20 protein-coding genes are annotated in these 20,713 nt (G+C 39.9%); 10 read left to right on the top strand and 10 right to left on the bottom strand.

Annotated elements, in window-relative coordinates; genetic code table 11:
• Nucleotides 1-28: 28 nt before the first annotated feature.
• Together IEE83_RS18145 and IEE83_RS18140 are read right to left on the bottom strand one after the other, a co-directional pair.
• A complete protein-coding gene (locus IEE83_RS18145; protein ID WP_194121935.1) occupies nt 29-733 on the bottom strand; it encodes a LytR/AlgR family response regulator transcription factor in 705 nt (234 codons plus the stop codon).
• On the bottom strand, nt 730-1,752 hold the full coding sequence (locus IEE83_RS18140; RefSeq protein ID WP_194121934.1) for a sensor histidine kinase: 1,023 nt from the start codon (nt 1,750-1,752) through the stop codon (nt 730-732). Before IEE83_RS18140 ends, IEE83_RS18145 begins: the two co-directional genes overlap by 4 nt.
• A 177-nt stretch (nt 1,753-1,929) precedes the next feature.
• On the opposite strand from IEE83_RS18140, the gene IEE83_RS18135 reads away from it, so the two are divergent.
• Nucleotides 1,930-3,219, top strand: a complete 1,290-nt coding sequence (locus IEE83_RS18135; protein ID WP_194121933.1) for a vWA domain-containing protein — start codon at nt 1,930-1,932, stop codon at nt 3,217-3,219.
• Nucleotides 3,220-3,456: 237 nt separating this feature from the next.
• Here the strand turns inward: IEE83_RS18135 and IEE83_RS18130 are convergent, their stop codons facing one another.
• From IEE83_RS18130 to IEE83_RS18110, 5 genes are all read right to left on the bottom strand, one after another.
• Nucleotides 3,457-5,820, bottom strand: coding sequence for an outer membrane beta-barrel family protein (locus IEE83_RS18130; RefSeq protein ID WP_194121932.1), 2,364 nt, complete (start codon nt 5,818-5,820; stop codon nt 3,457-3,459).
• A 1,299-nt stretch (nt 5,821-7,119) separates the two neighbouring features.
• Nucleotides 7,120-7,734, bottom strand: a complete 615-nt coding sequence (locus tag IEE83_RS18125; protein WP_194121931.1) for a DUF2306 domain-containing protein — start codon at nt 7,732-7,734, stop codon at nt 7,120-7,122.
• A 120-nt stretch (nt 7,735-7,854) separates the two neighbouring features.
• Nucleotides 7,855-8,982: a helix-turn-helix domain-containing protein gene (locus IEE83_RS18120; protein ID WP_194121930.1), complete on the bottom strand. Its 1,128-nt coding sequence runs from the start codon at nt 8,980-8,982 to the stop codon at nt 7,855-7,857.
• A 483-nt stretch (nt 8,983-9,465) separates the two neighbouring features.
• Entirely contained in the window at nt 9,466-9,828 is a 363-nt protein-coding gene (locus IEE83_RS18115; RefSeq protein WP_194121929.1) for a nuclear transport factor 2 family protein, read from the bottom strand.
• Nucleotides 9,829-10,146: 318 nt separating this feature from the next.
• Nucleotides 10,147-10,755 (bottom strand): NADPH-dependent F420 reductase, encoded by a 609-nt coding sequence (locus IEE83_RS18110; RefSeq protein ID WP_194121928.1) that lies wholly within the window; start codon nt 10,753-10,755, stop codon nt 10,147-10,149.
• A gap of 211 nt (nt 10,756-10,966) precedes the next feature.
• Here IEE83_RS18110 and IEE83_RS18105 point away from each other — a divergent pair, with 211 nt between their 5' ends.
• The 9 genes from IEE83_RS18105 (at nt 10,967) to IEE83_RS18065 (ending at nt 18,227) form a co-directional block, all read left to right on the top strand.
• Nucleotides 10,967-11,554, top strand: coding sequence for a Crp/Fnr family transcriptional regulator (locus IEE83_RS18105; RefSeq protein ID WP_194121927.1), 588 nt, complete (start codon nt 10,967-10,969; stop codon nt 11,552-11,554).
• 258 nt (nt 11,555-11,812) lie between these two features.
• Nucleotides 11,813-12,391, top strand: a complete 579-nt coding sequence (locus IEE83_RS18100) for a TetR/AcrR family transcriptional regulator (protein WP_194121926.1) — start codon at nt 11,813-11,815, stop codon at nt 12,389-12,391.
• A 37-nt stretch (nt 12,392-12,428) separates the two neighbouring features.
• Complete coding sequence (locus IEE83_RS18095) at nt 12,429-13,046, top strand: hypothetical protein (protein ID WP_194121925.1); 618 nt, start codon at nt 12,429-12,431, stop codon at nt 13,044-13,046.
• Nucleotides 13,047-13,092: 46 nt separating this feature from the next.
• Nucleotides 13,093-13,878 carry an SDR family oxidoreductase gene (locus tag IEE83_RS18090; RefSeq protein WP_194121924.1) on the top strand — a complete coding sequence of 262 codons (786 nt, stop codon included), beginning with the start codon at nt 13,093-13,095 and terminating at the stop codon, nt 13,876-13,878.
• A gap of 263 nt (nt 13,879-14,141) precedes the next feature.
• Complete coding sequence (locus tag IEE83_RS18085; RefSeq protein WP_194121923.1) at nt 14,142-14,468, top strand: nucleoside triphosphate pyrophosphohydrolase family protein; 327 nt, start codon at nt 14,142-14,144, stop codon at nt 14,466-14,468.
• A 1-nt stretch (nt 14,469) separates the two neighbouring features.
• Nucleotides 14,470-15,468 carry a saccharopine dehydrogenase family protein gene (locus IEE83_RS18080; protein ID WP_228101860.1) on the top strand — a complete coding sequence of 333 codons (999 nt, stop codon included), beginning with the start codon at nt 14,470-14,472 and terminating at the stop codon, nt 15,466-15,468.
• A gap of 123 nt (nt 15,469-15,591) precedes the next feature.
• The gene (locus tag IEE83_RS18075) at nt 15,592-16,497 is read left to right on the top strand and encodes a helix-turn-helix domain-containing protein (protein ID WP_194121922.1); all 906 of its coding nucleotides are present in this window, start codon (nt 15,592-15,594) and stop codon (nt 16,495-16,497) included.
• Nucleotides 16,498-16,615: 118 nt separating this feature from the next.
• Nucleotides 16,616-17,212, top strand: coding sequence for an FMN-dependent NADH-azoreductase (locus tag IEE83_RS18070; RefSeq protein WP_194121921.1), 597 nt, complete (start codon nt 16,616-16,618; stop codon nt 17,210-17,212).
• Nucleotides 17,213-17,642: 430 nt separating this feature from the next.
• The gene (locus IEE83_RS18065) at nt 17,643-18,227 is read left to right on the top strand and encodes a TetR/AcrR family transcriptional regulator (protein WP_194121920.1); all 585 of its coding nucleotides are present in this window, start codon (nt 17,643-17,645) and stop codon (nt 18,225-18,227) included.
• 396 nt (nt 18,228-18,623) lie between these two features.
• Here the strand turns inward: IEE83_RS18065 and IEE83_RS18060 are convergent, their stop codons facing one another.
• The 3 genes from IEE83_RS18060 to IEE83_RS18050 form a co-directional block, all read right to left on the bottom strand.
• A complete protein-coding gene (locus tag IEE83_RS18060; protein ID WP_194121919.1) occupies nt 18,624-19,379 on the bottom strand; it encodes an SDR family NAD(P)-dependent oxidoreductase in 756 nt (251 codons plus the stop codon).
• Nucleotides 19,380-19,482: 103 nt separating this feature from the next.
• A complete protein-coding gene (locus IEE83_RS18055; RefSeq protein ID WP_194121918.1) occupies nt 19,483-20,211 on the bottom strand; it encodes an SDR family oxidoreductase in 729 nt (242 codons plus the stop codon).
• Complete coding sequence (locus IEE83_RS18050) at nt 20,204-20,689, bottom strand: nuclear transport factor 2 family protein (protein ID WP_194121917.1); 486 nt, start codon at nt 20,687-20,689, stop codon at nt 20,204-20,206. The genes IEE83_RS18055 and IEE83_RS18050 overlap by 8 nt, the downstream gene beginning before the upstream one ends.
• Between the last annotated feature and the right edge of the window lie 24 nt (nt 20,690-20,713).

Genomic DNA, 20,713 nt, shown 5'->3' with positions numbered 1-20,713 from the left:
GTGTATATTTCCTTATAGCTAACTTAAGTCACTTATCACGCTGGGCGACCTTCATAACTGAATTTTTGTTCGTCCTGCTCACAGGTAATTTAATGTTCCCAATAAGTAGATACTGCTGTTCAATCGCAGTTATAGCATCAATGGCCACCATATAAGACTTATGGATTTTTAACAATTTATGTGGAGGAAGGCTTTTTTCAATTTGTTTTAGACTGGAATAGACCGTGTATTTGGCCCTTTTAGTGATGATATTTACATAATTAAGCATAGCTTCAATATATAGGATATCGGCGATAAACACTTTTTCAAACCGGTGGTTATGCTTAACATAAATGAAATCCGGCTGAAAATCAATTGATTTTATAGCTTCGGACCCTCTTAGTTTTATTCGTGCTTTATCTATCGCCTTAGAAAAACGTTCAAAGGTTACCGGTTTCATTAAGTAATCTGTAACCTCTAACTCAAAGCCCTCAATTGCATATTCCGGGAATGCAGTTACAAAAATGACCTGCTGAAAGATATTGCTTTGTTTTATGAATTCAATTCCGCTCATGTGTGGCATCTTAATATCCAGTAAGATTAGATCTATGGGTACTGTGTCCAGGATTGCTTTTGCCGATAACGGGTTACGGGCGGTACCTGCCAATTTTAAAAATGGAATCCGCTGTACATAGGCTTCAATTTGTTGCCTGGCTAAAGGTTCATCATCAACTATCAAACAATTTAAAATCATGTCAAATCTAACGTTAATAACACTTCATATTTCCCATTTACAATTCCAGCATGTAATTCATATTTGTTTCTATAAATTAAATCCAATCTCTTTTGAACATTTACCAAGCCAATACCTTTATCATGAGCCGGCAGCAAGTTTAATTCCACTACATCCATGGTATTGATGCAGTGGAATCGTAGTTTATCCTCTTTAAAAGTAATGCTTGCCTTTATAAAATTTTCTTGGTTGTAGCTATCAGACACATACTTGAACGCGTTCTCAATAAAAGGAATCGGTAGCAGTGGGGCTATTAAAAAATTGTGTTTTGTTTCCTGCACTAACATCTCTGTTTTACAATTGTCTTTGCGAAGACTTTGCAAGTTAAAGTAATTCCTGAGGTAGGCGATCTCTTTTTCGACGGCGATAAAATCTGCTATACAGTCATAAAGCTGGTAGCGTAATAAGTCGGCAATCGATGCTAATGTGGCTTTGGCATCGCCACCCCCAAGCTCCAGTTGGGTATATAAACTATTTAAAGAATTAAATAGGAAGTGCGGATTAATTTGCGCTTTCAGGTAGTTTAATTCCGCTGCCGACTTTTCTTTCTCCATTACATTTAATTTTTTCCCGGCTTCCAGCCTGTCAAGCGCCAGTTTAACAGAACAACCGCCCAAAACACCTACCAATACGATAAAAAGGCGGTTGAGTTGAAGATCCTTATAGTTCCATGAAAAGTCAAAATGAATAGGTACCAGGTTATGCTGAAGAAAAATCAACATCATCCAAGAGAAAATACCTGACAGTGCCAAGATCAGGGCAATGGACCACATTGCGAATAACCAGATACTTTTTCTTCTGAAGTAATCTGGCATTAAATAGAGGTAAAAAATATAAAAAGCCAGTATGATCATACTGACGTCTAATGCAGAGAAATAAATACGGTTCAAATCACTGCTGATATAGAAATACATGATTCTGTTCCATATCGCGAAAAAAATTATCCAGAAGAGAAAATGCAGCAGTAGTTTACGCATCATGCAATTTACTCAAACCAAATTTAAACGCTTAGTTTTTATACCAATGGTGATCTTTTCAGGATGATTGGTAAGGCCGTTTATCAGCCGCTACTATTCATATAAAATTTCTTTCCGGTGGTATAATTCCTGGCCATCACTAAGCCCTGAATGGCGATTATTGGAGATTAATTAATAACAATGGAAAAAATACTGACCTTATTTCTATGCTGGCAGCTACTGATCTGCCACGCGCAAAAGATCAATACCCCGGTTAACTTGGCATCTGCTTATTTTAAAGAAGCCGAAATGGCAGCAGCAAATCAAAAATTCTGGTCTGTGAAGCTCTATGGCCCGATGTTATTTGTAGACCAAAAATCAAGAATTACCTACGCAAATATGCCAGATAGCGCAGGTATTTTGAGACAGGAAGGTGAAATTTACAAGGGGTTATTGCCAAAAGATGTGATGGTGGCAAATACTTCTGTTAAGTGGCAGGGGACTTTATGGTCGGTGATATTGTGGCCTTTGCCGCAAGATCATGATGATCGGTTGAACCTGGTGATGCACGAATTATTTCACAGTGTACAGCAGAAACTCGGGTTTCCCATGCATAGCCCAACAGCGGATCATTTGAGTACAATGAATGGGCGTATCTATCTTTTACTAGAACTCCAAGCCCTGAAAACCGCTTTAAGCAAACCTTTAAACCAGCGGCAAGAAGATTTGATTAGCGCGCTATTGTTCAGGGACAAAAGACAAAAGCTTTTCCCAAAAACATTCGACAATGAAAGAGTGCTCGAAATGAATGAAGGGCTTGCTGAGTACACCGGGGTAATGCTTGGCAGAGCAAAGGATAGTATAAAGCATCATTTGTACAAGATTATAACCCATGCCAGTGAACACAACTCGCTGATACGTTCTTTCCCATATATGACAGGGCCTATTTATGGCTATTTATTATATGAAAAGAACCCTGAATGGACTACTAAGATCGATTCCAGTGCCAATTTTCCGGAGCTTATCAAAAGGACTTATCAGTTTGATTTGCCAGGTAAACAATTGAATAAAGAAATAACATCACGTGCTGATCATTACGATGGAAAAGCGATCGTTAGATTGGAGCAATTAAGGGAAGAAGAACATCAAAAAATATTCAGCGACTACGTTGCTGTTTTTACAAAACAGCCTGTCCTGACCATAAAGTTGATAAAAATGGGAATCAGATTTAACCCCAGTAATCTTTTTGACTTGGGTGAATATGGTACCCTGTATCCAACGGCTGAAATAAAGGATGTCTGGGGACTATTAACAGTATCGGAAGGCGGGGTTTTGATGAAGGACTGGAGCCTAATTTCGTTACCTGCCGGTCAGGGCATAAGCGTTAACGGACAGGTGATTGAAGGCAAAGGATGGAAAATTACTTTACAGGCCGACTGGGAGTTGGTTAAAAAGAATTCCTCACACTATGTCTTGGCAAATAAAAAATAAACCTGCCAGTCAGTATGAGCTATACTATAAATTCTGTGTAGCGAACTGTGGGACTACTACACTTAAAGTAAACGTTGCAGGCAAAAACAAAGCCCTTACCCTCCATAAAGAAAACAGGAACTCAGCGAAATATAAAGTGGCACTTTTGATGGTTACTTAAAAAGTTGCGTTTTATACCCTATTCCTGAAGAGTCATCAACTTGCAAAATAATATTTGTAATATTCTGAAATTATTGACTATTGAGCCCGTCTTTTCTCATCAAAACGGATGTCCTTATTGTTTCCGGAAACCTTCGATCTACCGAATGAATACGACAGGCTAAGCGTAAAAGTATTATAATTATAATCTGTTTTTGTGGTTTGCACAAATTCACTGTAATGAAAATCATATTTGCTTACCGTACCAAGAAAATAAGCCGGGCTGATAATCAAATTGTTATCAAGCAACTTTATTCGGGCCCCCATTCTAAAACTGCGTTGCGTGTATGTGTAAACATTTCTATCGGTTGATGGAAGGTTTTGATTGTAATTCAGATAAAAACTTAACAGGGTGGTTGCATTAAAACTATTATTGATACTGAATGAGGCAGAAGTTCCGCTTGGTGTCCTGATGGCTGCTATTTTGGATTTTGGCGATGCATAGAGAAAAGAGACGTAGACGCTATTTTCCCACCATTTAGATAATGACCGATTAAAGGACAGATAAGCGCCCAGGTTATCCTGAGTTAAAAAATTCCCTCTGCTGGTAACCAATGACGGGCCATTAACCGTTGTGAGATTTGAAATGATATCGCTGGTATGTTGTGTAAATACAGTAAAAGAAAACATGCCTTTATACAGGTAGTTCACTTCGACATTGTTACTGTAAGATGGCAAGAGCAATGGATTTCCGGTGGAATAGGTATAAATATTTGTATAATAAGCGAATGGATTTAAGGAATTCAGGCTCGGCCGGTTAATCCGCCTGGAGTAATTTAACGAAAAGACATGATTCTTGCCAGCTTTGTAAACGATATAGGCGGTTGGAAACAAGGCACCATAATTACGTCTGTTACGCTGGTCTAAGGTAGGCGAATAACCGTCCATCAAAGTATACTCATAACGCAAACCTGCCTTGGCTGACCACCTTTCTGATAATTCAGATTCCATGCTGAAATAGGAGGCCAGGTTGCTTTCTGTATAGTTAAATTCATTGCTACGTGTTTTATCCAAGAAGAAGCCTTCACCGGTATAATTGTAGTATTCCACATTAGCATTGTTATTAAAATTAGCTAGTTTGATACCTGTTTCTATTTTAGCCCAGTTATAAGGTAAAGTTAAATCTGATTGTACAGACCAGATATTGTATTTTGATAAATTATTATTTTGAACCGAAACATAGGTATTTTCAGATTCAGAAATAAAATCATTTCTCATTTCAGGTTTGTTCATAAAAAAGTTAACGGAGCTACTCAATTTCTTTCCAGCGGAATCAAGCTTTAAATCATGGTATATATTTAATGTTTGTGCAAATAGTGGCCTGGAAAATTTTCCCGTAGTGTTTAAAACCGAGTCAATAATACTATCAGTAATAAAGCTATAGCTGTTACCAAAGGTAGTATTCGATTTATTGTCTGAAATATTATAGATGAGCCCGATGTTGTTGTGTTTGTTTAACTCATAATCGATACTTATGCCTGTTTGCAAGCCGGGTGAATTTCCTATACGTTTCTCATCGCTGATAATTTCGCTGGGGCGCCCGGTTATGTTGAAAGATTCTTTGATAATGTAGCGGTATTTTGATTGGTTAAACGTCAAAGAACTTCTAAGTTTTTTTGACCGAAAAAAAAGGGCCAGATTGTTAGCGTATGATGGATAGTTGTTCTGAGAATATGACGTTCCCAGTGAGCCTCGCCAGCCTAGGGACTGGTTTTTCTTTAGAACAATGTTAATCAGGCCGCCAGTCCCCTGGGCCTCATATTTTGCCGGCGGCGTGGTTATAATTTCAATTTTTTCTATATCATCAGATCTTAGTGTTTTAAGATAGTTGACGAGCTCATTGCCTCGAAGCTGCACTATCCGCTCGTTAATCATTACCGAAACACCCCCTTTGCCAATAATAGAAATTTCACTTTCCTGCACTTTCAACATAGGTAGCCAGGCCAGCGCCTGAATCAGATCTGTTCCTTTTGCTGCAAGTGAATTGGATAGGTTAAAAACCATGCGATCTATTTTTTTTTCGAGCAAAGGCTTATTGCCTTTTACGGTAAACTCGCTAAGGGTATTTGTACTGGTAATGAGCATCAAGGTACGGACAGTTAAATCTGTTGCAGATATTTCAAAAGAAGCTGATTTACCTTTTTCATAGCCTATAAAGGAAGCAGTAATCAGGTAGCTTCCTGGTTTTACGTCCTCAAACGCATATCCGCCTTCTCCATTGGTGAATTGTGTACTGACTGTAAGTGAATCGGGCAATCTAACTAATGAAACAGAAGCAAAGCCTAGCCCGGCTTCTTTGGTATTTTCAACAATCTTACCCCTAACTTTTGATGATTGAGCAGAAACAAACCCGCCACTATTGGTAAATAGATACCAAATGGAAATTAATACAAATAATCTCATATCTTTTTTAATAATTCATTATGATGAACTGAATCTATATACGTCTAAGTGATGCTACACTTATTGATGATATGTAATGGCTTCTTGTTCCCGCCTTGATAAATTCTGCTGACGCGTAGTGGATACCCTGGATACAACTTATCCTGCAGGCTGGCGTATATAAATCTGGTCCGAAAAAAGGATGCTGTTTTTTAGTGCCGCAGGTTTGGATGACGTCCCTTTAAGAAAAACCGGTGTTATCAGCGTAAACCAGCATAGCCACCGCGGCAAGTGCTAAAGCTCCCCCGTATGAAAGTTGGTCACTTTTAGTTGAACCTTTCCATAACGTGGGGTTGTACAGCTTGAATCGCCAAATAAAATCGGTGACTTACTGTCCCAGAAAGGCTTGTCTGAGCGGCGTTTCGTATTGGATGGTTTCTGCCTAAATAAGGTAGACTCATTTACGTTGTTGTCTGTTGGGCCCAGTAACTGAACGTTATATACTTTTGAATGGAAAGCCTACCATCCTTTCTGATGACAGTGTCAGACAGACGAAATGATTTTTGCACAGCTGCAGTCAGTAACTCAATTTTTAAAGACGTGATTGCCTGGGCTATTAAGTGACTGGCTCCACCGATGGGCGAAAATAAAATAGAACACATTTTTTCCATGACTAACAAGATTGGTATGTTGTTATTGTGGAAACTTTCGAAACGCAGAAAGGTTACAAGAAAATGAAAATAAAAAATTGGCCGGCTTCTGAATCAATAATTTTTTCAGCGGAAGAGCACAACAAAGTGAGGGTTGGAAGTGCTGTTTCGGCCAAATTAAAGCTACATTTATAATACTGAGGGGTCGGTAAAGCACTTTTCTGAAAAAATATCTCTAAGCCGGCCATGTAGCCTGAACCGGCTTCACCTGACTTCTGCACCTGTTGTTTATGAAAAGCAGAAGCGTTGCTTTTAAAGGGCGGCAAGAAAAGTCTTACATATGCTGATGGTGAGGTTAGAACACCTTACTTAATCCAATATAACGTACTTATAACAAAGAAAAATTGTTGCTTGGAGTAGTGTCCGACTCAATATCAAGAATGTTTGGGCTGATGCACGACCAAACCGGATCGGGCATTAGCATGACGCATATTTACTTTACTCTTTGGCCGCTCCGTAGGATGACTTGGGACCCATTAGGTTAAAAAAACAGCAGTAGTGTATCGCTAAAGTCGTCGATGATTAACAGGCGAAAGATCCACCAAAACTGCAAGTCAACTACCTGCCGCCGTCCCGCGGTTAAGAACTGGGATAATGTCCCTAAAAACCTTTATCTACTTTTTTGAACTGATTTCTTCGTGATCCAATGCGCAACAAGCATATTTGGTATCCAGCACAGCCAAGCTACTGCAATATAGGCCCTGCCATAGTTACCTATAATCAAAATCAAAACAGGTAGCCAGATTCTTAGTGTAACAGCCGCAAAACAGGCCGCATAACTATATATCATTAATACTTGATGTAGTACGATCCTTTGGTTCTTGATGGTTATGTAAGCCATTAAGGTGGTACAAAACCAGATTATACCTAAGATGCTAAATCCAAGCGATGCCCAGAAACCCCCATCTGCATACAGTGCAATATAAAAACCCGAGAAGGAACTCAATAAAGCCGAAAGAACATAAATTTGGCCGATATGCCTGTGTACTTTGACATTTGTGGACCTAAGCCTCGGGCTGAATTGAAGCCAGCCCACTAGCAACGAAATGCCTCCCAACGCAATATGTGTGTAAAAAGAAATACACCAGGCTCCATTGGTCAAAAGCCAGTTTGGTTTCGCATTCAGTATTCCTATCGTTTTATCTGTTAAGAAATATTTGAGTGGATACAGCCCAATGGTAATAGAAAAGAAGCCAAATAAAATCCAGAAAATCTTTTTTTTCATGTCAGCACTTAGTTAAAGTAACGGGCGTTGCGGTTAGAGCATAACCCAAATTGTTTCAACAAAAATGCTCAGTAAAGGGCTGAAAATAGTTTCACTTTGAAAGGTGGAACCTATTTTGGTCTATATTGTGGCTTGGAGTTGTATTTTCTGCTGTTTTAAATAGGCTGTTGGAGATAATCCTATCTTCTTTTTAAAATTTCTATTAAAGGAAGTTTTCGAATTAAAGCCGACTTCATAGGCCAGGGCTAACAATGTGAACCTGTGATTTTCTGGCCGCATCAAAATTCCCTTAAATTCTTCAATTCTAAGTTCATTGATATAATCGTAGAAATTTTTATTTTCTACTGTGTTGATCACCTGAGACAAAGCATTTGGATGGATGTTCAGTTGATGCGCAAGTTTATTTAAGCTCAGTTCAGGATCCTTAAATAGCTTTTCTTGTTGCATTAACTGTCTGACCTGCAAGTGTATTTCTGACAAAAGCAGGTCACCTATTGTCGATTTCTGGTATTTTACCCTCAAAGGTTCATCTCTAATAGCACCTACCAGTTCCATCTCCAAATTACCATTCGGCAAAGCAATAACCTTGTTGGTAAACAAGCCAAGTTGTTTGATGCCAAAATAGCCAATAAACAAAATAAACAGATCTACTAATGTAAAAGTGGAGATGTCATTGCCTAAGAGTATAGATAACCAGATTATGCACATACCCATTATAAGATTTCTTAACCAGTTCAGATTAATCTTTTCCGGATGAGAAACTAGGTTTGAAATATTTTGGCTATATTTTTCTATCAGATGAAGCGACATGATGATATAGGCGATACCAGAAGGTAAAATCGCAAAATGTATAATTTTTAATAGGCCCAGATAACCAATGCCATTGTTTTCATAAATAAATATCTTTTCGGCGGCTGATAACAGAAAGAACTTTGACAAAGCAAGATATATTAAGATAGAAGGAAGAAAATGAAAATACCAGGATAATCTCCTGATCGTCTTCCCGGTTAACAAAGTGGTATAGAAAAATAAAAATGGCCCATGGAGCAGTGGCATGGCAATCTCAAGGCCCAAAAAGTACGGAAATTCTAGAAATTTATCTGATGCAAGTAAATAATAGCAAAATAGGTGAGCAGCCATCAAAAGGAGCCAAAAAGCCAGTGTCAGATCCGCTCTAGATTTACCTCGTTTTGTAAAGAGTATTATGGAAAGAAATATTGAAATGACAATCCCGGTAATATGCAGCATAGCCTATAAAGTATGAGCCAAATATAAAAGAAAACGGCCGGAATCTGAAATCGTTGGGCACTCCAAATCAGAAACCGGGGCATATCATTTATTTTACAATTGACTATTCTAAATGGTTATCCGGAGCAGTTTAACACAAGAGTAAAAATAAACAAGAGTAAAAATAAATGGGTAGAGGATCTGCCCGAATGCACTGGTCAATCCTTTAGAATTCTCCTTGTGATCAACTATGCTAACTTTTATTTCAGATAACATACGATATCCGGGAAAGGCAGTATAATGCCTATATCCAGCTTATGTTAAAGCTGACTTTCTGGAACTGGAAAACCAAGGATGACCAGTTAGGCTTTTTTGATTTAACCTCCATATAAAACAAATGACCGTGTTTACCATCTGCGACGCTGACAATGACTTTGATCCATGTCAAATGGTGAGCCCCTTACAATTGCTGCAAGATACCTATACGAAAGAACTGGTAAAGTTTTATGAGGCGGGCTCCATAAATACGTACAGATGTGTGGCTTTATCATTTTCAATCAAAAAAAAGTCCATGCTATTCATTATGTCCGGTTTTTCCTTGGTTCCGATATTTCCGTACAAACGAGCTCCGTTCTGAGTGGAGTCAATTGTTTTGGCCACGCTGAAGTAAAAGTCAGGATCCTGAACTTGAAGCATCCCAATAAAATCCGAGACTTCCGCCAAGCTTTGTATGATGGAATTCGGATCGTACATTTTGATATCTTCTGCATAGATTGTCTTCAATAACTTGTCTCTTTTTTCACGGTTTCTTTCATTCCAGGCAGCAACGTGGTTTTCTTGAAATGTCTTCAAAAACTGGGCATCCATAATTTAGATTTTTTTATTTTAATTAATTTTTAACAAGAAATTATTAGGCAGACATAAATGGTTAAACGATATAACCATATGTTGCCATCGAGGAAAATGTTTTTTCCTCAGACTTATTGAGTCTCTCATTTTTCTCATACCGGGCATCAGGGTCAGGAGTTGCAAGGAAAGAAGATAAAAATGAGATCAATTTTGCGATTCCTCTCTTTAATGCTGATTTATCTATCGCTTTGATTTAACCTGTATTTGCAATCAGGCTGTTTTGTTGACAACTTTCCAGTGAGCTCATCCTTAATTTGGATATCCATTTGGGCAAACTTATTTAACCTTGATTAGTTCAACACCTGAAAGCGCGCCGCCAACATCCTGGAGCTTTCCAGCTTCTTTGAAGTTGCCTATATCAATTGGTGCAAATCCCATCGCTTCGGTGATTATTGATACCTGATTTTTTGCTTCGGTATCGTTGCCGCTTATAACAATTACGGTTTTACCAGCTGTACTTTGAGTAGGCTGGGCAAGCGTGGCTGCTGCAAGGGTGTTGAAGGCTTTTACTACCTTTTGGGCGGGAAACAGCGCTGATACGAACTCACCGGTTGATTTATTATTTACATCTGCCAGGCGAAATGGGCTGACAGATACGATATTGTTTGTAGCATCCACGATTATTTTTCCCTCATAACCGACAAATTCCTTGGCCAGATTTTCAAGACTTATCCACGGCGCAGCAATAAAAATAATATCGGATCTTTGGATCGTCTCCCTTAGTTCCCCAGCCTTTAAAGAACCTCCTATGGAACTGACCAGCCCCTCCAAGGACTCAGGACCCCTGGTGTTGGCAAGTAATACCTCGTAATGGGTTTTAGATAAATGCAGCGCCAGCCCGCGTCCGATATTTCCAGAACCGATAATCCCTATTTTATAATCCATGATGAATGTATTTGAAGTTTTAAAAAAAAACCTTGTCACCTTTTGACAGGTTGCTGACACGTTGATCACTTTATTTGTTGTAGTAACTAAACGCAAAGTTCGTACACGCAAAGTTTGCAATACGATGACCTATCATAACAAATAGTGTTGATATAGATCAATGAAATCTTTACCGAGATCGTATCTTTGTGAAAGATTTAAAAGAATGTCGATGCTTACGCCACTGTTGAACTATATAAAAGAGCGGTCGGTAACCGCACTTTCAAAAGAAGATATTGATTTGCTAAGCGAGGCTTTTATCGCAAAAAAATTGCGCAAAAGACAATTTTTTTTGCAGGAAGGTGAGATTTGCAAGTATATTGGGTTCATTGTGAAAGGTGCGACCCGGCAGTATACCGTTGACGCGAAAGGCTCCGAACACATACTGAACCTTGGTATTGAGAATTGGTGGGTATCGGATCGTGAAAGTTATCACAAACGAACACCCAGCATATATAATATTGATGCTTGGGAAGAGACTGAACTACTTTTATTACCAAAAATTAATGATTTTTATGAGCGGGTCAACAGCATTCCTGCCTTTAAGGAAATGCGCACCAAATTGGATGACAATAACCATATGGCCATTCAAAAACGGCTGCTTTCTTCTAAAAACCATATAGCAGAATACCGATATAAGGAACTGCAAAAAACGTATCCGGAATTCCTTGCAAGATTTCCGCAGCATATAATCGCTTCCTACCTGGGCATAACCAAGGAGACATTAAGCCGTATTCGCAATCAGTCACCAAGGGGATAAATTTCGGGTGCATCGATTGTAAGTCAATGCTGATCATTAGAGCCACACTGACCTTTACATGTCATTGAAGATGGAATTAATTATTTGAATTACACAATGAAGACAGGTCACTTTTGGAAGGGCTTTGGCGTTGCAATAGTAAGACAGAAATCTCACCTTTGGAATTTAGGCAACCTTTTAATAAAAATTAAAAACCCCTTATTGAAAACAAACGTTTCAGAATTGAACTAAATCTGTGTCTTATTTGTAAAATAAGGCATGGCAAGAAATGTAGAATTTGACGAACAGTTAGCAGTATCCAAAGCAATGGATGTCTTTTGGAGAAAGGGCTATAACGGCACTACGATGAGAGATCTGACAGAGGCGATGGGCATTAACAGTAGTAGCTTGTACAATACGATAGGGGACAAACACGAACTTTTTATCCGCAGCCTAAGGCATTATACGGAGTCGAGAATGAAAGCTGCTATAAAGCAGTTAGAACCTATCAAATCGCCGCTTAGGGCAATTGAAAAATTTATTCAATCATCCGCTTATGCCATTACAAATGAACCTAATAGCTGCTTAGCCATTAAAACGACATTTGAAGTAGCCGCAAGTGATAAGCAGGTGCAGCAGATCATAAAAGCGGACAATGATTTTACTTATAATCTGCTGATCAGTTTAGTGGAAAGAGCCATAGTTAAAGGAGAAATTAAAGTAAGCCAGGACGCAGCCATGTTGACAGATTATATCATCAACCATTTTACCGGATGGCACGAGTCGTTTATCATTCATAAGGATAAGACACGCATCAAGAAAATGGCAGCATTCCTGGTTCAGCAGATAAGCCTGTAAATTTTTTTAAAAAATTTGAAACAAATGTTTTAAAATTATGAATATATATGAGCAGTACAGAAGCTACTTCACGGCACAAGAAAAGCCCGAAGTTGTGCACATAGATAAAGCTAGCTATGTTTCCATTCTTGGGAAAGGAAGCCCGGGTACAACGATTTTTTATGAAAAGAAAGCGGCCCTTAAAGAATTTATCGTGGCATTAGAAAAGACGTCTGCGCTGACTGACCAAGCATTTACAAGCAGGATCGCGGAAATATTTTACTGGTTTGATCAGGACAAGGTTGGATTTGTAGATATCGGCCGCTTTTATACAACAGTCGATTTAGACTTACTTCATTACCGGATTTCGATCCGTATTCCTGATTTTGTAACCAGTGAAAGCATTACACAAACGGCAGCACAAAGACAAGATATTCCCTTTGTCAATGGCTTTGAACATTTTACTTACACAGCAGGAACTTGTGTGCAGCTCATGCATTCAGGACCTTTTGCCGGGGAATTACAAACGCTTCCGGTGCTCCAACGGTTTGCCACAGAAAACGGTTTTAAAAAGTCCGGCATGCATCATGAAATTCATCTGACCAATTTTGAGGTGGGGGAGAGTCAGGCACATCTTCAAACGATCCTTCGCGATCCCGTAGCAAAGCAAAAATAATTTTTAACCATATTTGAAACAAATGTTTCAATACTAATAAGCAATAATGGAAATAGCAACAAAAGAATTAACCGGGAAAGTGGCGCTGGTTACCGGGGGCACAAAAGGTATAGGCAAAGCAATAGCAGATGAGCTCAAAGGTCTGGGAGCCACTGTAATTATTTCAGCAAGGCGCAGGCCTGATGCAAATCCGGAGCACGCCTTTATCGCAGCAGATCTTACCAAGCCAGAGGATAACAAACAGTTAGCAGAGAAAATTATAAAAGAATACGGCGCACTTGATATTTTAATTAATAATGTGGGTGGTACATCGGCACCGGCAGGCGGTTTTAGTGTACTGTCTGATCAGGACTGGGAAAATGATTTGCAGTTGAATCTATTAGCAGCAGTCAAACTAGACAGGGCACTTGTTCCCCTAATGATAGAGCGTAATACCGGGGTGGTTATCCATATTTCCTCCCTTAACGGCAAGTTACCGCTTTATGCATCCAATTTCTCTTACGGTGTAACCAAGGCAGCCCTGAATAATTACAGCAAAGCATTGGCCAATGAACTTGCATCCAAAGGTATCCGCGTAATTACCGTCTCACCCGGTATGGTAAAAACCACTGCCATGGAAAATTTTCTTCAAAGCTATGGCTCTTCCATTGGAAAAAATCTTGACGAAACAGCCCAGCTGGTAATGGACAGTCTTGGAGGCGTACCATTAAATAGACTGGCCCAGCCCGAAGAAATAGCTCATCTGATAGGATTTCTGGTTTCACCCAAAGCCTCTTACATTACTGGGAGCAACGTGGTGATAGATGGCGGGACCATACCTACTGTTTATTAATAATGAAAGGTGTATTTTAAAAACAAACAGTTTAGAAAACTCTTTAACCATGTGAAACAAACTTTTCATTATGGTAGCAAAGCCGACCCAATTACTATGGCATAGATTAAGATGCAATTTGGTAAGATTGACATGCTGATCAATAATCTAAGAGAGACCACCCATCCAGTGGGACGCTTTGGTATTTTAACTGAAAGTTTTGGCCGTCCGGCTGATGGTTTTAGATAAAACCAGTCTGGAAATTAATATTAAACTATAAGACTATGAAAGATTTAAATCTAGACGAGGTGCTAACTCGTTCACTGATCATTAGGAAGTTATACCATGAGTTAGAACTCGAACACCATAGCAGTGAGTGGTCTGTTGAAGAAGATGCGCTGGCATTTATGACAGATGCCGCGCTTGTTGGCAGGTTAACGATGGCACAGCAAGGACGCTGGCCCAAAGGCGATAAGCCGGAAAATGAACTTTCGCACAAATTAGGTGAGAGTATCTGGTGGTTGATTATCCTGGCCGACCGCATGAATATTGATATAAAAACATCATTGGAAGGATTTCTGTCCCGAACCGAAAAGCTTTTAAAAAAATAGTATGGAAATATCAAATGAAGTTGCCGGCACAAAACTGCTCATATACGGCGCAACAGGATATACAGGATTAATGATTTGCCACGAGGCTGCCAGACGTGGCCTTGATTTTGAGATTGCGGGTAGAAATGAGGAAAAACTTTCGGCGTTATCACAACAGCTAAATGTTCCTTACCATGTATTTTCAGTGGCAGATAAATCGGGCTGGGAAAAAAGCCTTTTAGAAAAAACGTGTTTGCTGAACACCGCAGGTCCCTTTAGTGAAACCGCAGAACCGGCCATGGAGGCCTGTATTAAAAATCAGGTACATTATGTTGACATCGCGGCAGAAGTTGATATTTATCGCCTTGCCGAGTCTAAAAATTCAGCAGCGACAGCCTCTGGTATTATGATACTTTCCGGAGCCGGGCTTTTTTCGATGTATGATCCACTGATCGTTCACGCTGCCAAGCGGGTGAAAAATCCTGTTGCTTTAAGGTCAGCTTTTCAATACAGCGGCGGGTTTACACCGGGTTCTGTCGCCAGCAGTGCCAACATTATCCAGGCAGGTATTCTTGTAAGAATAAACGGGTTGATCCGGCAATTACCTGTCGCAGAACCTTCTGCGTTTGATTTTGGCAGTGGTCCACGGCAGTGCTTTCCAACACCACTGGGTGGGATTGTATTGTGTTACAAATCAACGGGCATCCCTAATATTGAAGAGTTTTTTCAAATGGCGTTGCCGGCAACCAAAGGGTCAGACCATTCAACGGTCATGGACGAAGAAATAAATCCAGATTCGGAAGAACCGAGCAGAATTTTGGCCGAGGTAACAGGAGCCGATGGATCTGTTGTAAGATCGATAGCCACTATGCCAGCGGGCTATATGCCAACTGTTACTGCGGCAATCGAGGTTGTATCGCGTGAATTAGACGGCTCTTATAAAGCAGGCTTCCAATCGCCGGCTTCTGTCTATGGAGAGCAGCTACTGCAATCATTACAAGTCGAGATTATCGACCTGTAGTATCATATTATTTTGGAACAGGACCAATTCAGTACATTACAATTATTCACCTGTTATTTAATAATTGCTACCGGATTTTCCACTTAGTTTTTGTGAAATCGCTGAGCCAAATACCAAATCAATATGGACATCCAGTTTTTAGTGCCCAGAACAAATATAACTTATGACAGAGCCAGGGCTTTGCAAAAAGAACTTCTAAAAGAAGATTTTCAAGTAGTCCGTGTTCCAGGTGGAGATCAAAAGTTTAGCTGTTTACCCTATAATCAGAAAGGCCTTTTCAAGATCAGCATTCATCATGGGGCTAACCGGATTTATTATGCCGACAAAATGTCGGAAATGAAAGAACAGGCTATTTTATTTTCCAGGCCGAATATGGTTTACCACTTCGAGCCGCTCGGTGAGCAGTATTCGGGCTATCTTTGTGTCTTTACAGAAAAGTTTTTTGATCAGTTTGTCAACATTAACGATTATCCGCTATTCATACCGGGAGCATCGCCATTGACGGAAATCTCAGCTGCACAAATGGAATCCTTTACGAAACTTTTTGAGAAAATGGAGCATGAAAACGAGCTTAATTTTACCTATAAATATGATACAATAAGGGTCCTGGTCCTTCAACTGATACTGGATACGCTCAAATTGCGGCCTACTCCTGATCTGAAATCAAGGGAATCCAACAGCTCGTTGCGGCTCAGCAACCACTTTAAGGAACTACTCGAAGGGCAGTTTCCTATTCTGAACCCGGCATACAAAATGATTTTAAGGCACCCGGCTGAATTTGCTGACGCATTATTTGTACACGTAAATCACCTTAACAGGTCGTTGAAAGAAGTAACAGAGAAAACAACATCACAATTAATTGCAGACAGAATTTTTTTAGAAGCTAAAATTCTCTTGCAAAATACAGAATGGAATATTAATGAAATAGCCTGGTGTCTGGGCTTTGAGGATCTGGCTCATTTTATTAAATTTTTTAAGAGAAATGCAGGTACAACACCTGGGGGGTTAAGGAAAGTGCTTACTGTTTGATTTTGCTATATTTTCGTTTGATTCTCACCATTTTTCGGGTGGCATCTGACCTAATTTTACACTGTTAAAGCTATTGGAATTAGCCACCAGCGGTATGCTGTATAATTAGGATTAAGCAATGAGAATATTTCATCTGATATCAAGTCCCCGTGGAGAAGCCTCGATCAGTACAAAACTAAGCAGTGCGATAGTTGAAAAATTAATACAGGCCAATGTAGGCAGTATAGTAACGACGCGCAACCTGTCCACTGAACCTTTTCCAAATCTGGAAGAAGTGCATATTGGTTCATTCTTTACCCCAGAAGAGGAATTTACCCCTGAGCTTGCCGCGGCTGCTAAAAAATCAGAGGATGCCATCGCACAATTGTTGGAAACGGATATAATTGTGATTGGCGCTCCAATGTATAATTTTACGATACACACGGCTTTAAAGTCCTGGATAGATCATATTGTACGAGCGAATAAAACCTTTGCTTTTACTGAAAATGGTGCCCAAGGTTTTGTTACCGGCAAAAAGTTGTACATCGGTTTATCATCGGGCGGCATTTTTACAGAAGGCCCGTTTAAACTTTATGATTTCGCAGAACCGTATTTACGTTTTATATTCGGCTTTATCGGGATTACAGACGTGACTATTTATCGCGTGCAAGGATTAAATGTTCCAATCATCAAAGAAACGGCTCTTCAACAAGCGATTGATAGCATAGTAATTTAAACTACAAAAGAACAGGCAATGCACCAGACGGTTTTACGACCTTGCAAGGCTACTGCATGCTGCCCCTCAAATACCTTCTGAAAGAAATGGTGGTAAGCGTATCAGTATTGTAGTATTGGATTACTGTCTTATTCAATGAGCTGCTATTGCCTATTGCAGTAGCTGCGTTGCCCTTTTAAACATAAGCCGGTTCTTGAGGCTGAAGATTTACTGCGAAGTTGTGCTCTGGCAAAGTTTGTGTGTGAGAAGTTGGGTGATCAGCTTTTAAAGTGAAACCGAAAATTACCTGGAAGTTTTACGGCCCACTCCAACTTTCTGCAAATGTGAACTACATTGGTTATCTAAAAAGATCAGCTTACAAAGATCTTTAATTAGAAATCGCTAAGTATTTGATTGAAGTAATTCAAAAATCAATTTAATATCGGGTATTATGGCCGGCAGACACAAATTATTTGACGAGAAGGAATTAATCAAAAAGGCGCTTACAGTATTTTGGAAAAAAGGATATCACATGTCATCTGCCGACGAGCTTATCACTGCGATGGGAGTAAGCACAGGCAGTTTTTATCTTTCATTCAAGGGGGGTAAGAAAGAACTTTATCAGAAAACCCTTGTGCAGTTTGCATCCAATTGCAACAATGATTTTCGAAACAAGCTCATGCAGCAGGAGAATCCAGTGCTTTACATTAAAGAATTTTTTTTGTCCATGACTGATACGCCGGCGTTCCTGCAAGCTGTCGGCTGTTATCTGGGAAATTCCTTGATTGAAATGTCGACCACCGATCAGCATTCAAGAGAATTAATCGTTACGCTCTTAAAAGAAATAGAAGCTGTTTTTTGCGAAGCACTACGAAAAGCACAGGTATCAGGATTCTTAAAAACTACCCAAAGTCCTGAATTGCTAGGCCGTCATTTAATTAATCTTTGGAATGGCATCAATGTAACAAGGCGGATGTATGGTCACGATGGTTTTACAAAAGAAATGATTGAACTGAATTTAAAAGTGTTGGAATGAATTTGCCGAAAAAAGAACCGATTATCCAGTAATGCGAAGTATCTGTTTAATGGTTATGTTGAATCTAACTGCGATGGCTAAGATTTGCGCTCAGACACTGAATTCTTCTGCTAACCGAGAAGATCCGTCCCAAAGGGTATCATATAGCACCGGAAAGTGTTTTTAAAATGTTTCGGGAAGCTCAAGTGGACCCTGTTAATCATCACTTTCCGGGCAACGCACTGAATGAAACAATCTCTGAATGGGCAATGTGGAAAGAGAATACATGTTATGTATATCAGGCAAATCCAGATTTTCAGATCAAAATCCAGGCAGGTGAGCGGTAAACTTGACGAAATTTTACCGCTCACCTGTTTTTTTACTCTTTTAACTTAATTTAAAATCCTGGAAACTCAGTTAAAGTCCGAAAATTCCTCCTGAAACAGAAATTTGTTCACCTGTAATCCATCCGGAATCATCCGAAGCAAGAAATAAGGCGACTTTTGCAACGTCTTCAGGCTGACCGGTACGGCCAAGTGATGTATTGGCGACTATTTTTGTGTGAAAATCACTGCCAATGAAACCATTGTTATGGGTACCTTCAGTTTCTATCGCCCCGGGTAAAAGAGAATTGATACGAATATTTCTGCCGCTAAATTCTTTCGACAAAGAAACAGTAACCGCATCAAGTGCCGCTTTTGATGCAGAATATATTGCTCCTGTTGGAACCGGCGTCCTACTCGCCCCCGAGCTAATGTTGATTATGTTTCCACCCCTAGTACCAAACAGTTTTAGTGATTGCTGAATAGCAAGTACAGATCCAAGGACATTAATGTTGAACTGTTGATGGAAAGAATCTGCTTTGACATCCTCAATGGGCGCATACTGAAAAATGCCGGCATTGTTCACCAGAATGTCTAATGTTCCAAAGGCACTTTTTGTTTCTTCAAAAATCCTGCTTACATCACTCTCTATCGACACATCGCCCTGCACCGCAATGGCGATACCCCCGTTATCCGTTATGGCTTTTACCACTTTGTCAGCTCCTTCTTTACTGGAAGCATAATTAACCACAACCTTTGCGCCTTCGGCTGCAAAATAGGTGGCAATTGATGCTCCAATTCCTTTAGATGCTCCTGTTACGATTGCAACTTTATCTATTAACTTATTCATTTCTATACTTTTTAAATAATGATTTGCCTTTTTTCTTCTACTGATTTCAGATCTAACCAGAGAACCATTCAGCGCTTTATTGAGAGCAATCCATATGGTCTGACTACCAGGGGAGGGCGCCTTCCGGTCCAAAAAAGCCTCCGTTTGTAACGTCCAGATTCCTCGTCGCATAGCGCAGCGGTACAGCTGCGCCTTCATGAGTACTTAGAGTTCCTGTATTTTCGTTGAGGTCAGTACGTATGTGTCCGGGCTCGACGGCATAAACTTTGATCCCTGAAGGTCCCAGTTCCTTGGCAAATGCAACGGTGACCATATTGAGTGCTGCTTTTGAACTGGAATAACCCATAAAATTGACCTGTCCGTAGATGATGTCGGGATCTGAACTCAAGCCGATAGAGCCAACAATACTACTTAACATGATGATGCGGGCCTGCTCAGCCGCTTTCAGCAAAGGCAGAAAAGCCTGAGTTACGCGGATTGGCCCGAAAGTATTCGTTTCAAAAGTTTCCCTGATCAGGCTCATTTTTTCATCGCTGGGAAGGCTTTTCAGGTTCAGCGCGACACCGGCGTTATTAATTAAAATATCCAGATGCGTTGTTTGTTTAGTTAAAAAGTATGCCGCTTTCGATACACTGTCGTCATCTGCGACGTCAATCGTGAGCAAGTGCACGTCCAGTCCCTTGGCGCGAAGGCTTTCAACAGCTGCCTGACCGCGCGAAAAGTCGCGCGATCCCAGCCATACTTTATAGCCGTGTCTGGCCAGCCTTTCTACTGTAGCAAGTCCTATGCCTTTGTTTGCTCCGGTTACCAGAGCAGTTTTTATGCTATTCATTTTCTTTCAGTATTTTTGCAGATGGGCCGTTTGGATTTGCATGGTGTGACAAGTCTCCGGCAAAACCCATAGAAAGACTTCTTTCTTTAAAATGCCATTTACCGTCGATGCGAACAAAGACATCGTCATAAGTACCTGTCATGACTGGCTGCAGCGGAAATGACCGCTCGGTATCCTGCTGATAGATAATAAGATAAGACTTCGCAGTAGCTAAGGTTTCATCATCGCTTATCCGTATAACCGTATTCGTTGTTACGTGGACTGTCTGTGGCGTACCGTTAGGATAAAGCTGAAGATTAGATTTAAGCATTGCTTCAATATTTACACCGTCTGTGAATTCGCCAAGAGAGCCTATTCTACCATTTGAAAACAAAGTACCTACTCCGGCAAAGTCACCCTTATCCAATAAATGTGTGTAATGTGCGATTAGATTTTCGATCTCTCTTTCACTGCTGATTTTATATTTTGGTTGACTCATTTTGTTTGATTTAAATAATTAATG

The organism is Dyadobacter subterraneus (assembly GCF_015221875.1).
Taxonomy (GTDB): Bacteria; Bacteroidota; Bacteroidia; order Cytophagales; family Spirosomataceae; genus Dyadobacter; species Dyadobacter subterraneus.
The sequence above is the reverse complement of the archived record's forward strand: the minus strand, read 5'-3'. Positions and strand labels throughout refer to the sequence as shown.

Coding starts and splice junctions, on each gene's coding strand:
- IEE83_RS18135 (WP_194121933.1), top strand. CDS start 1,930: ATGGAAAAAATACTGACCTTATTTCTATGCTGGCAGCTACTGATCTGC.
- IEE83_RS18060 (WP_194121919.1), bottom strand. CDS start 19,379: ATGAATAAGTTAATAGATAAAGTTGCAATCGTAACAGGAGCATCTAAA.
- IEE83_RS18115 (WP_194121929.1), bottom strand. CDS start 9,828: ATGGATGCCCAGTTTTTGAAGACATTTCAAGAAAACCACGTTGCTGCC.
- IEE83_RS18070 (WP_194121921.1), top strand. CDS start 16,616: ATGAGAATATTTCATCTGATATCAAGTCCCCGTGGAGAAGCCTCGATC.
- IEE83_RS18075 (WP_194121922.1), top strand. CDS start 15,592: ATGGACATCCAGTTTTTAGTGCCCAGAACAAATATAACTTATGACAGA.
- IEE83_RS18125 (WP_194121931.1), bottom strand. CDS start 7,734: ATGAAAAAAAAGATTTTCTGGATTTTATTTGGCTTCTTTTCTATTACC.
- IEE83_RS18140 (WP_194121934.1), bottom strand. CDS start 1,752: ATGATGCGTAAACTACTGCTGCATTTTCTCTTCTGGATAATTTTTTTC.
- IEE83_RS18055 (WP_194121918.1), bottom strand. CDS start 20,211: ATGAATAGCATAAAAACTGCTCTGGTAACCGGAGCAAACAAAGGCATA.
- IEE83_RS18145 (WP_194121935.1), bottom strand. CDS start 733: ATGATTTTAAATTGTTTGATAGTTGATGATGAACCTTTAGCCAGGCAA.
- IEE83_RS18095 (WP_194121925.1), top strand. CDS start 12,429: ATGAATATATATGAGCAGTACAGAAGCTACTTCACGGCACAAGAAAAG.
- IEE83_RS18100 (WP_194121926.1), top strand. CDS start 11,813: ATGGCAAGAAATGTAGAATTTGACGAACAGTTAGCAGTATCCAAAGCA.
- IEE83_RS18065 (WP_194121920.1), top strand. CDS start 17,643: ATGGCCGGCAGACACAAATTATTTGACGAGAAGGAATTAATCAAAAAG.
- IEE83_RS18130 (WP_194121932.1), bottom strand. CDS start 5,820: ATGAGATTATTTGTATTAATTTCCATTTGGTATCTATTTACCAATAGT.
- IEE83_RS18050 (WP_194121917.1), bottom strand. CDS start 20,689: ATGAGTCAACCAAAATATAAAATCAGCAGTGAAAGAGAGATCGAAAAT.
- IEE83_RS18090 (WP_194121924.1), top strand. CDS start 13,093: ATGGAAATAGCAACAAAAGAATTAACCGGGAAAGTGGCGCTGGTTACC.
- IEE83_RS18110 (WP_194121928.1), bottom strand. CDS start 10,755: ATGGATTATAAAATAGGGATTATCGGTTCTGGAAATATCGGACGCGGG.
- IEE83_RS18085 (WP_194121923.1), top strand. CDS start 14,142: ATGAAAGATTTAAATCTAGACGAGGTGCTAACTCGTTCACTGATCATT.
- IEE83_RS18080 (WP_228101860.1), top strand. CDS start 14,470: ATGGAAATATCAAATGAAGTTGCCGGCACAAAACTGCTCATATACGGC.
- IEE83_RS18120 (WP_194121930.1), bottom strand. CDS start 8,982: ATGCTGCATATTACCGGGATTGTCATTTCAATATTTCTTTCCATAATA.
- IEE83_RS18105 (WP_194121927.1), top strand. CDS start 10,967: ATGCTTACGCCACTGTTGAACTATATAAAAGAGCGGTCGGTAACCGCA.